An 11555-nucleotide genomic window follows, 5' to 3' on the forward strand; every position below is an offset into this window, starting at 1 on the left:
TTTACTTAAAGTTGATTTACTTAAAGTTGAATTTAATAACCTAGTAGTTGAAGAAAATTCATATCTCGCATTTGTACATTGTGCTGTAACGTTTGCTGCTCACCAAGAAGAATCTGGTGAGATACTTCGTCAAATGACAAATCGGTTCACATATGGTTTAAAAATAGTGAATGAATCTTGGGTCATATCTCATGAACATTCATCATTGCCTATAAATATGGAGACTGGTAAGGGAATTTTTAACTTGAAGTAAAAAATAAAATATTTTGATTGGAGGTAAAGGGATTGATGCAGCAATTCCTTTATTCTTATTAAGCTAACGGGTGCTTTAGTAAAGTTCACAGGGTTGCACAGACCTCTTTTCTTCTTTAACTAAAGCGGCAGATTAGCTGAAGTGTACGAAATATGAAATTAATTAAGTGAGGTATACAATGACTGATAAAAATAAATTACTCCTCTTATGTGAGAAGTTTATAAAAAAAGAATATGGTCTTATTGAATTTCAAAGTAGAATGGGAACAGCTAACTTCCCAGAACAACTAAGTGATTTTCAGGATAAAATTATAAATCAGTTAGAAATTATCCAATTTACTGAGAAAGAAATAGACTACTATCGAAAAACATTAGTGGTGATAGTGGAATTAAAAAACTACTAAAATAAGAATTCTTGTTCAACTAATCTTTTTGCAAGTTTTTTTATACAAAAACAAGATATAATACAGCAGGAGCTGGATGGAAAAAAATCCTTTCAAAACTTACATAAAAAAGTTTGAACAAATTTAATAAAAGATGTTTAATTATTTTTAAGCGGGGTATATAAATAGTACTAGGCGAAACTACCGTAGGAAGGGACTGGTAAACTATGTGTTTACAAGAGACTCCAATGGATGATTTGCACAGCCTTGGCGGAAAATTTGCTTTACTGACAAAAGGTACTCTCGTCGGAAACCGATATATTTAGGTTCAGGTCCAACGTGTTTTACCTGGAAGTGAAAGAAAAGTTTTTTGTGGAAGTGCACCTAAATGTCTGGTAGTTTCATATCAGATGACATAAMTGCACTGACGAGATGAATGTGGAATTGTCAGTTACGGTTTAACTTAGCAACATTAACAAATTTTCCAAGTGTATTCCCTCTTAAGGGAAGAAAGCGTACTCCTATTTGGATTACGCTTTTTTCTTTCTTTTTTTGTCCCTGTGGTAGAAACAATTCTACCCTATTCTGACAATTTACTGCAATTCAAAAAATAAAAGTAAAACCCATAATCTATAGTGATTTTATATTATGTCTTAAGGTTTCATAGAATTTGTATTAAGTGGCTTTAAAATAGGGCACACCTTCCACGTAGTCGAAGGTACTGAGCAATTTTAGCAAATCCTTGACATCGTTTCCCACCTTGAACACAGAAGATTAAAGTACTTTCCTCAATCATTTCAGTCCAATCTGGAAAACACCTGAGTAGTAATAATCATTAAAATTATCAAATAATTATGGTAAACTATTATTTTGCATACATAAAAAGGTTTTCGCCAAAACAGGTAAAGGACAACTATAGAATTTTTTTATAACTGACTTAACTTTTTTAAATTTCCTTTTAATTTTATGTTTCATTAATATTAGACTAATGAATCTGAATATTTAATATTTTATTATTTATTGGTTTATGTTATTAATTGAAAACTAAGTAGAGTTGAGGTGTTGATTTTGCTGGATGAGAAAAGTGTATTGTTTAAAGAAGTAGAAAGTTTAAGTGATGTTTTATTTAGTATTAGTGATTACATCCATGATAATCCTGAATTAGGTAATGAGGAATTTAAGGCAGTTCAGAAGATTACGGAGACATTAGGAAACTATGGTTTCACTATTGAAAAAGGGATTGCCGGATTAGAAACTGCCTTTATCGCCACCTATAAAAATGGATTGGGAGGTCCGGTAATTGGATTGCTTTGTGAATATGACGCATTAAAGGGTCTTGGCCATGGATGCGGTCATAACCTACAATCTGCATCCGTATTAGGAGCAGCCATTGCTCTTTCGAGGCAATTGAGCCACAAGGATGTAACGATTCAAGTAATCGGAACTCCTGCCGAGGAAACAACAAGTGGCAAGATTCCGATGGCTAACGGAGGATATTTTGACCATCTTGATGTGGCATTAATGATGCACGGTGGTGACCGGACAACAGTTGATGGAAGATCACTAGCTGTAGATAACTTTGAATTTGAATTTATCGGAAAGGAATCACACGCTGCTGTGGCTCCTGAACAAGGAATTAGTGCACTAGATGGAGTTCTTATGACCTTTAATGGAATGGAATATTTACGCGAGCATGTTCGTACGGATGTTCGAATTCATGGCATCATCACGGATGGAGGGAAAGCTCCTAACATTGTACCCAAAAGGGCAACAGCCAAATTTTCCGTTCGTGCGAAGGATCGAAAATATTTAAATGAAGTTGTGGAACGAGTGTTTAACGTAGCTAAAGGTGCGGCATTAGCTACCGGAACTAAGGTAATCATTCATACTTTAAAGTCACTGGAGAATAAGTTGAATGTTCAAAGTTTAAATGATTTGCTCTTAGAAAATGCACATTTTTCAGGAGCAAAGAATATTACACCACCCCGTGAAAGAACTGGTTCTACTGATTTCAGTATTGTCACTCACCGCGTGCCTGGTGCATGTATACGTGTTTCTTTTGTACCCTATGGAACATCAAATCATACAGAAGAATGGGTGGAAGCCTCTAAAAGTAATGTTGGAAATGAAGCAATTTTAGTGGCTGCCAAGACATTAAGTGGGACTTGTCTAGATTTAGTTTATTCACCGGAATTGTTAGATAGGATTAAAGCTGAATTCATAGTTGCAAAACAAACATTAGAAAGCAATTCAGAAGAACTTGTGTCAACTAATTAATTTACAACCAAAAACTAGGGGGATTTATATGAGGGGCAAATTTTCAGCTTTATCGATTTGTGCACTAGTTTCTATCTTGTTACTAGCTGGCTGCACCACTACATCGAAAGGTGCAACTACAGAAGTTTCTAAGGAAGAAGATAAGACATTAATCATTTCCTTAGGGCCGGATCTTATGACATGGGATATTCATAACCATACAACTACAACTACAGAGGCAATTCACGTTAATGTATTTGATTACTTATTGATGAGAGACAAGGCAGGAGAAATTCAACCCCATTTAGCAAAAGAATGGAATAAAATCGACGATACGACTGTAGAGTTTAAACTCAACGAAGGCATCAAGTTTCATAATGGGGAAGATTTAACAGCTGAGGACGTTAAGTTTACACTTGAAAGAGTTGCAAAGGATGATACTCTTCGAAGTCATGGTGATTATGACACGATAAAAGAAGTTAAAGTATTGGATGATCTAACGTTTCAAATCATTACAACTGAACCTGATCCTATGCTTTTGAGCAGAATTTCAAGGCAAGCGTCCGGAATTTTACCAAAGGATTATATTGAAGAAAATGGATGGGATAACTTTGAAAATAGTCCAGTTGGATCTGGCCCATTAAAATTTGTTGAGTGGAAAAGGGATAATCAGATTGTATTAGAGCCTAATCCAGATTATTTTGGAAAGAAAGTAACAAATGTTGACCAGGTTATTTTCAGAGCTATTCCTGAGGATTCAACTAGGGTTGCTGAACTTTTGTCAGGAAACATTGATATTGTTGCAAATGTTCCTCCAAGTGATTGGGAACGAGTAAAAAGTTCTGACAATAGTCAAATTGTTAATGGACCTTCTAATCGAAATTATATGATTTTTCTTCGAACACAGGAAGGTTGGCCAACTTCTGATGTGAAAGTTCGAGAAGCGATGGATTATGCCATTGATGATCAAGCAATCGTGGATAGTTTGTTAAATGGTGGTGGAACTCCGTCACTTTCACGTGTGAACCCAGGAGACATAGGCGCACAAGAGGAGTTATATGGAAAGTATAACTACGATGTTACAAAAGCAAAGCAACTATTAGCAGAAGCAGGTTATGAAGATGGGCTGACTATAGAATTATCTGGTCCAACTGGAAGGTACATTCAAGACCGTGAAGTAATGCAACTGATTGCTGGGATGCTAGAAGAAGCAGGGATCAAAACAGAAATGAATTTGATGAAGTGGGAACCATTCGTTGAGTTAAGAGAACAGCAAAAGTTTAAAGATGGTTACTTAATAGCACTAGGTTCTTCGTTTTTTGATGCTGGTCAGTCACTAAATTACTATGGCACGGATCGTGCTAGTTCGATTAACGGTTATAGTAACCCAGAAGTTGACCAGTTATTAAGCGATGCTGAAACGTCAATGGATGAAAGCGCTCGCATTGAAATGTATCAACGTGTTCAAGATATTGCAAATGATGAAAAGCCAATTTTACCTTTATTTCAAATTGACCAATATTTTGGGGTTTCTAAATCTATAGAGTATGAAACAAGAATGGATGAGCTTATTTACATTCCAGATATAACAAATATGTAGTCTAATTTTAAGAAGCACTATGCTTATTGCCCCTCCCTTTTTTCATCGGAAATAGAGAGGGGGAATTTCTATAAAAACGTCATGGGCTTTGTTTTGAAGTAGCTTCGTAGCAATGTACGTGAAAGGGAAGATTGTTATCGAAAATATTATATTACACCGTTCAACTAAAGGAGAGGATAGCCGTGTGGAAATATTTAGCTAAGAGATTACTTCAAATTCCTCCAGTACTTTTTATCGTTACAATCATGATTTTTGTACTTGTTTATATAGCGGGAGACCCTGTTGCTACAATGTTACCTGCAGATGCATCACCAGAGGAGATAGCTCAGTTTCGCCATGCATTGGGATTTGATCAGCCGTTTTATGTCCAATTTGGAAATTATATCTTAGATTTGTTTCGGGGGGACTTTGGTGAATCCTATCAATACGGGACTTCAGCATTAGGACTTGTGTTAGAAAGGCTACCCGCAACGCTTGAGTTAGCTACAGCATCGATGATTATTGCGATTCTAATTGCTATTCCATTGGGGATAATATCTGCAGTAAAACCTAATACTGTCATTGACTTTTTTGCAACTAGCTTTTCTGTATTAGGAAAAGCTATACCAAACTTTTGGCTAGGAATTATGTTGATTTTAGTTTTTTCTGTCACTCTAAAAGTTTTGCCGGTTTCAGGAACAGGAAGCTATTCCCATATTGTTTTGCCTGCCATTACTTTAGGAACGGCGATGTCCGCAGAAATCACGCGTCTTGTGCGTTCTAGTATGTTAGAAATACTTCATCAGGATTATATTCGAACAGCACGAAGCAAAGGCTTAAAATATTCGGCCGTTGTAATTAAACATGCTTTTAAAAATTCATTGGTACCTGTAATTACGATTACCTTCCTTCAAGCCGCAGCTTTAGTTGGTGGATCGTTAATTACGGAAATGATATTTGCTTGGCCAGGACTTGGGCAATTGATCATCCAAGCGGTCTATGCAAAGGATCTTCCAATAATTCAAGCCGCAGTCTTTGTCACAGCGAGCATGATTATATTCATCAATATACTGACGGATATCATGTACCGTGTACTAGATCCAAGGATAAAGTTTAATTAACGAGGAGGTAAATCGATGGAATTGAATAATCAGGCTGAGCTATCTCCTTATCCAGTTGAGAGCAGTAGACAAAAAGAAAATATGAGTAAAAAGTTTCTAGTACTATTAAAAAAGTTATTAACTAGCAAAACGGGAGTTGTAGGTCTCCTTATCGTGTTAACTGTATGTTTGATGGCGTTGTTAGCACCGGTCATCGCACCATACGATCCCAATAAAATTGATACCGCTAATATGCTAAAGCCGCCATTTTGGCTTGTTAACGGGGACTTAAGTCATATTCTTGGTACAGATAATCTTGGACGTGATATTTTAAGCAGACTTATTTATGGTTCGAGAATATCTATTATTGTAGGTATACTATCTGTTGTTGTCGGAGGGTTAATAGGCGTTGTATTTGGTCTTATTGCAGGTTATTATGGTGGAATTGTTGATAGCCTTATTATGAGATTGGTAGATTCTTTTTTGGCGATTCCGACTACCTTATTTTGTATCGTTTTTTTAACGGTATTAAATCCTGGATTGTTCACTCTGATCTTTGTCATTGGTGTCACGAATTGGGTTATGTATGCAAGTTTGGTTAGAAGTGAAACATTAAGTATCAAAGAAAGAGAATATGTAAAAGCGGCGAAGACAATTGGAGTTTCAAATTTTAATATTATTTTCCGTCATATTTTACCAAATGTTTTTTCATCAATTATCGTCATTTCGACATTAAGTATAGCTGGAACTATTATTACAGAATCTTCTTTAAGTTTTTTAGGATTAGGTATTCAACCTCCTGCCATTTCATGGGGTATTATGCTGAGTGAAGGAAGGGAACATCTCGCAACTAGTTGGTGGTTATCGACTTTTCCTGGTGTAGCAATTTCGATTACAGTCCTTGGAATTATTTTTTTAGGAGAATGGTTACGGGATGTACTAGATCCTAGATCACGAGGAACTAAATCTTAGTGAATGGAGGAATGGAAATGACAAAGATGCTTGAAGTAGTCAATTTAAAAACTCATTTTTATACAGATAAAGGAATTATTCCTTCAGTAGATGGCGTGTCATTCACCATCGATAAAGGACAAACAATTGCAATTGTTGGTGAATCAGGCTGCGGTAAAAGTGTCACTTCTTACTCAATCATGAGATTAGTAGATTCACCAGGAAAGATTGTAGATGGTGAAGTTATTTTTGAAGGGAAAGATTTAACAAAGATTTCAGAAAAAGAGATGAGATCGATACGAGGTAATGACATTTCGATGATTTTTCAAGAGCCACTAAGTTCTCTTAATCCGGTGGTTAAAATTGGGAAACAGCTGATTGAAACACTTATCCTTCATCAAAAACTAACAAAAAAAATGGCTAAACAACGAAGTATAGAGATGTTAAATAAAGTAGGATTACCACGAGCTGATAAGATATATGAATCGTATCCCCATGAGTTAAGTGGTGGGATGAGGCAACGTGTGATGATTGCTATGGCATTGGCTTGTAGCCCAAAGTTATTAATCGCTGACGAACCGACGACTGCTTTAGATGTAACTATTCAAGCTCAAATCTTAAAATTAATGAAAGGACTAAGAGATGATTTTGATACATCCATTTTATTAATTACACATGATTTGGGTGTAGTAGCAGAAATAGCGGATAAAGTGATTGTTATGTACTCAGGTCAAGTAGTAGAGGAAGCAGATGTATTTAGTCTTTTTGCAAATCCAAGGCATCCATATACAAAGGGATTATTAAATAGTACTCCCCATCTGGATGATGAAAAGGATGATTTAGAACCAATTAAAGGTAACGTACCTTCTCCAGCGAATCGACCTACTGGTTGTTCCTTTCATCCAAGATGTCCACACGTGAAGGCAATCTGCCGCAAAGAGAGCCCAAATCTAACAAGCTTGGGGGATTCCAATAAGGTCAGATGCTGGCTTTATGAAGAAAACCAGGAGGAGTTGCTTTATGCTGAAAACATTGGAAGATAGCATTCGTTTAAATGGAGAAACTGGACAGCAACTGTTGATCTTAGAAGGTGTCAAAAAGCATTTTGAGGTAGGAGGACATCTTCTTAAAAAGAATAAAGAATATTTGAAGGCGGTCGATGGCATCGATCTAACCGTAAATAGAGGAGAAACTCTAGGGATTGTTGGAGAATCAGGGTGTGGGAAATCAACGTTAGGCAATTTGATAATGGGTTTATTAAAACCTACAGAAGGAAAGATTGTTTTTGATGGAATAGAAATATCCTCATTAAAAGAAAAAGAATTGAAGAAGAAACGGACAGATTTTCAAATGATTTTTCAAGATCCTTTCTCATCATTGAACCCGAGGATGAGATTATTTGATATCATAGCTGAACCGTTAATTACTCATATGAAACTCGATAAAAATGAGTTGGAACGAAAAGTGTTTGAATTAATGGATGATGTAGGTCTAGATCCTTCATACTCCAACCGATTTCCTCACGAGTTTAGTGGTGGGCAAAGACAAAGAATTGGGATTGCAAGAGCTCTTGCACTAAAGCCTAAACTTATAGTATGTGATGAACCAGTTTCTGCATTGGATGTATCCATTCAAGCTCAAATATTAAATTTGTTATCCTCTATTCAAAAAAAATATCATTTAACTTATATTTTTATCGCGCACGGGTTACCAGCTGTTAAACATTTTAGTGATCGTATTGGTGTTATGTACTTAGGAGATCTAGTTGAGTTAACAACGAAAGAGCAGTTATTTAAAAGGCCGATGCATCCTTATACTGCTGGATTGTTATCTTCTGTCCCTATTTCTAGTCCTACATTAAGAAATAATCGTAAGGATGTTGGCATCGAGGGAGATATCCCGAGTCCAGTTAATCCACCATCTGGCTGTAAGTTCCATACGAGATGTCCAATTGCAACCCAAAAATGTAAAGACGTGCTACCAGAATTTACTGAAAAAGAGAGTGGTCATTTTGTTGCCTGCCATTTTCCGTACTAGATTTATAGAGAAAAGCCTATAATAAGGCTTTTTTCATATGTTCGACAAAGCTTTTAACCGGTGAAAGCTCAAGGGAAGACTCTCGGTACATTAGCCATGTCTTCCGGGTTATTAACTCATCATTTTCGGCTCTTAAATCATATGTATAGAATGAGTCATGTGAAGTAAGAGCTGATTTAGGGATGATGGCATATCCTAAATTATTCGCAACCATCTCTTTGCATGTTTCTACCTTATCAATCTCCATGCTAATCATTGGAGCTGATGTAAAGTTCTCTTGCCACCAATTTTCAATTAGTTTGGATAAAGGGTTTGAAGGCTTTTGCGTTTTTCTAATAAGGTTATTCGGCTGATAGGAAATCATTGGTGTAGAGGGCAACTCTTTCAGCTGGATAGGTCTAATAGAAATAATGGAAATTGGATCTTCATGTAAAAGTATCTTATCTTCATACCAATCATAGTTTCCTGTTACAATCCCAATTTGAATAACATTTTCTTTTAATAACTGTACAATCTCTGAACTCCAACCAGAATTTATCTTAACTTGCACTTTAGGAGTCAACTCCAGGAATTTTTTAATGATAGGGGGTAGACTGTACAACGCAAAATTACTAGAAACACCTATTCTAAGTCGTCCCTGGGTATTGTTTTTGATTAAACTCATATAATCCTTCATTTTACTTATCTCAAGTAGCATATTTTTTGAGAATTCAACTAAGTAATCCCCCTCGGGTGTAAACCTCATTTTGTTACCTTCTCGTTTCAGAACTTTAATATCATACTCCTGCTCAATTTGCTGCAGCCGATAGGTAAGAGCAGGTTGAGACATAAATAACCGATTCGCTGCCTTCGTAATATTTTGTTCCTCATGTATAATCACTAACAATAAGCAATCTTGTTCTTTCATAAATTGGAATCTCCTCTTTGTGAGACGTTTGACTAGGTTAAGTATAACTATACTTGAATTATACACGCTTAAAAAGAGTCCCTGTGCTAGAGTTAAATTTAAACTATTCTGATTATTTTGCGTTTTATTATTTTGATAAAATGAAACTATGAGGAATTACGGGATGGTCTAATTTTCGCACAGTTTGACTAATTATTGTTTTTCCGAGCTTGAAAGGACTATTGTTCTTCTACTAACGGGTGCTTTAGTTAAATATTCGCTTTCCGAAATAATCAATCATCAGTATAGAATTCCTGCATATTATATTGTTAAAATCATAACATTACGAAAAACATGGGTTACAAACTTTAATGTAAAATAACCTTGGAGTACGATTTGATGGGTTACCAACTATAATGTAAAATAAAGTTTTCTGAAACATCTGTATTTCGTTGCTATTATTGAATTTTGGAGTTACCAACTATAATGTCTCTGGACAATAATATTGATCACAAATAAAGTTGTTTAAAAATAGGGAGCATTTAATTACAATATATGTAATCAAATGCTTTTTTATAGGAGTGGAAATAATAAAAGCATTTAAAAATGCGGGTCATTTTGATTTTTAATATAGTTGGGATGTTCACTGGAGGTAGCATAAAATGTTTTTCAAAAGAAAACCGAAAATAAATGAAAAGACAATCAAGGAACTCATGTGGAAACTGGAAACAGCGTATACAGATAAAAAAATCGAACAATTGTCGAAAACGTTTCATCCCGACCATCTCCTTTTTAAATCGGAAAATTACTAGCAGGTGCTAGAGATTTTGTTGTTGGTGAATATACTTCTAATAAAAAATTGCCGAGAAAAATATCCCATTCTCGACAATGTGGTACCTTAAAATGAAAAATTCATTTACAGTTCTTTATTCATGAGTTAAAATCTATTCCCATTTAATCGAATTGAATCTTATATATCCAGTGTCGATCATTTTCCAATCTTTGGTTGAACCTCCTGGGAAGACAGAAATGTGAGCTGTATCGATTTTGGAATCATTTGTTCGATAAACAATATCTCGTTTTTCTAATTTTAGTTCGTCATCAAGATAAATCATTAAAATTCCATCATGGTTACTGCCTGTATTTAACTTTACCAAATATTTAATTTTATGGGGTTTACCATCCGTTAAATATCCAATCGTGGCTCCAAAAGTATCACCATAATTGCCCGGTTGTTCTTTATGATAAACATATGGAAGCAATCTTCCATCTTCTCTCCACATAATGCGAACACTAAAGCCATCCCCGTTCCATGCAGGAGTACCACCAGTATAGCCTACACCACCACTAAGTCCTGGTAATTTTCCCCCTTTACTCCAAGGAAAGTTTTGGTCAAAAAAGACTTCATACTCAAAAGTATATGTATCTTTTTTAGCCATATCAGCTTTAATAATGCCTCCACCATGTGAACTTCCCACTGAACCTTTTGGGAGTTCAAAAGTTAATCTTCCTATATCATCAATTTTTAATCGATTGCCACCTTGTAAAACTCGATAGTTACCAAAATCCTCAGTGACTTGATTGCTCCCATAAACAGTCCATGCGGGATGATTCTTGAAACCTATCAATCTATTCCCAAAGCCACCTTCTTTAAATCCAAGCTCTTTTTCGTCAGTATTTGAAGTGGAAGGGAGGTATTTATCCTCTACCAATGAGAGCTTGGCTTTAGATGGAGTTTCATATTTTATAACATTTGACTTTTTTCGAACAAACCTCCGCCAAGTCCATAATAACCACTATCTTTACTTTTATAACTGTAGACTCTATATTCTTCACCTTTACGTAAGGTTCTATTGATTTGTCCAAGTATGCCTTCATTGTTATTTTGGTAAAGTTGAGCTGTATTTAGCACAGTTATCTTACCAATTTGTCCTTTTCTTAATTCTGTTTTTCCCCACATTACTTTAGTTGATGCTTCCGTTATAGTAACAGTGGATAATAGCAATGCTGGAATTATTAATGCCGATAAAAAAATTCTTTCATATATATCCATGCACCTCCAATATAATACTCAATCAATATATCGGTATTTTATATTGATTATTTACTCG

12 protein-coding genes are annotated in these 11555 nt (G+C 35.4%); 9 read left to right on the forward strand and 3 right to left on the reverse strand.

Annotation, left to right across the window (positions count from 1 at the left end):
* The 8 genes from AC1DFT_RS15800 to AC1DFT_RS15835 form a co-directional block, all read left to right on the forward strand.
* A partial coding sequence (locus AC1DFT_RS15800) for a nuclear transport factor 2 family protein (RefSeq protein WP_478159754.1) occupies nt 1-253 on the forward strand: 253 nt, incomplete at its 5' end.
* 178 nt (nt 254-431) lie between these two features.
* Nucleotides 432-656, forward strand: coding sequence for a hypothetical protein (locus tag AC1DFT_RS15805; protein ID WP_478159756.1), 225 nt, complete (start codon nt 432-434; stop codon nt 654-656).
* A 1068-nt stretch (nt 657-1724) separates the two neighbouring features.
* The gene (locus AC1DFT_RS15810) at nt 1725-2912 is read left to right on the forward strand and encodes a M20 family metallopeptidase (RefSeq protein ID WP_478159758.1); all 1188 of its coding nucleotides are present in this window, start codon (nt 1725-1727) and stop codon (nt 2910-2912) included.
* A gap of 28 nt (nt 2913-2940) precedes the next feature.
* Complete coding sequence (locus AC1DFT_RS15815) at nt 2941-4491, forward strand: ABC transporter substrate-binding protein (protein WP_478159760.1); 1551 nt, start codon at nt 2941-2943, stop codon at nt 4489-4491.
* 182 nt (nt 4492-4673) lie between these two features.
* Complete coding sequence (locus AC1DFT_RS15820; RefSeq protein ID WP_336499243.1) at nt 4674-5591, forward strand: ABC transporter permease; 918 nt, start codon at nt 4674-4676, stop codon at nt 5589-5591.
* A 15-nt stretch (nt 5592-5606) separates the two neighbouring features.
* Nucleotides 5607-6542: an ABC transporter permease gene (locus AC1DFT_RS15825; RefSeq protein WP_478159763.1), complete on the forward strand. Its 936-nt coding sequence runs from the start codon at nt 5607-5609 to the stop codon at nt 6540-6542.
* Nucleotides 6543-6559: 17 nt separating this feature from the next.
* The gene (locus tag AC1DFT_RS15830) at nt 6560-7564 is read left to right on the forward strand and encodes an ABC transporter ATP-binding protein (RefSeq protein WP_478159765.1); all 1005 of its coding nucleotides are present in this window, start codon (nt 6560-6562) and stop codon (nt 7562-7564) included.
* The gene (locus AC1DFT_RS15835; protein WP_478159767.1) at nt 7542-8558 is read left to right on the forward strand and encodes an ABC transporter ATP-binding protein; all 1017 of its coding nucleotides are present in this window, start codon (nt 7542-7544) and stop codon (nt 8556-8558) included. Before AC1DFT_RS15830 ends, AC1DFT_RS15835 begins: the two co-directional genes overlap by 23 nt.
* A 16-nt stretch (nt 8559-8574) precedes the next feature.
* On the opposite strand, the gene AC1DFT_RS15840 is transcribed toward AC1DFT_RS15835, so the two are convergent.
* Nucleotides 8575-9465, reverse strand: a complete 891-nt coding sequence (locus AC1DFT_RS15840; RefSeq protein WP_478159769.1) for a LysR family transcriptional regulator — start codon at nt 9463-9465, stop codon at nt 8575-8577.
* Nucleotides 9466-10106: 641 nt separating this feature from the next.
* Here AC1DFT_RS15840 and AC1DFT_RS15845 point away from each other — a divergent pair.
* Nucleotides 10107-10256 (forward strand): hypothetical protein, encoded by a 150-nt coding sequence (locus AC1DFT_RS15845; RefSeq protein ID WP_478159771.1) that lies wholly within the window; start codon nt 10107-10109, stop codon nt 10254-10256.
* Nucleotides 10257-10388: 132 nt separating this feature from the next.
* On the opposite strand, the gene AC1DFT_RS15850 is transcribed toward AC1DFT_RS15845, so the two are convergent.
* Nucleotides 10389-11072: a polysaccharide lyase gene (locus AC1DFT_RS15850; RefSeq protein WP_478159773.1), complete on the reverse strand. Its 684-nt coding sequence runs from the start codon at nt 11070-11072 to the stop codon at nt 10389-10391.
* A 116-nt stretch (nt 11073-11188) separates the two neighbouring features.
* Nucleotides 11189-11497, reverse strand: coding sequence for a hypothetical protein (locus tag AC1DFT_RS15855; protein ID WP_478159775.1), 309 nt, complete (start codon nt 11495-11497; stop codon nt 11189-11191).
* Between the last annotated feature and the right edge of the window lie 58 nt (nt 11498-11555).

It is taken from the genome of Psychrobacillus sp. 05T411 (assembly GCF_056396485.1).

Bases quoted from the DNA above. Each gene is read 5' to 3' on its own strand.
- AC1DFT_RS15825 (WP_478159763.1), top strand. From the start codon at position 5,607: ATGGAATTGAATAATCAGGCTGAGCTATCTCCTTATCCAGTTGAGAGC.
- AC1DFT_RS15805 (WP_478159756.1), top strand. From the start codon at position 432: ATGACTGATAAAAATAAATTACTCCTCTTATGTGAGAAGTTTATAAAA.
- AC1DFT_RS15840 (WP_478159769.1), bottom strand. From the start codon at position 9,465: ATGAAAGAACAAGATTGCTTATTGTTAGTGATTATACATGAGGAACAA.
- AC1DFT_RS15835 (WP_478159767.1), top strand. From the start codon at position 7,542: ATGCTGAAAACATTGGAAGATAGCATTCGTTTAAATGGAGAAACTGGA.
- AC1DFT_RS15815 (WP_478159760.1), top strand. From the start codon at position 2,941: ATGAGGGGCAAATTTTCAGCTTTATCGATTTGTGCACTAGTTTCTATC.
- AC1DFT_RS15830 (WP_478159765.1), top strand. From the start codon at position 6,560: ATGACAAAGATGCTTGAAGTAGTCAATTTAAAAACTCATTTTTATACA.
- AC1DFT_RS15855 (WP_478159775.1), bottom strand. From the start codon at position 11,497: ATGGATATATATGAAAGAATTTTTTTATCGGCATTAATAATTCCAGCA.
- AC1DFT_RS15845 (WP_478159771.1), top strand. From the start codon at position 10,107: ATGTTTTTCAAAAGAAAACCGAAAATAAATGAAAAGACAATCAAGGAA.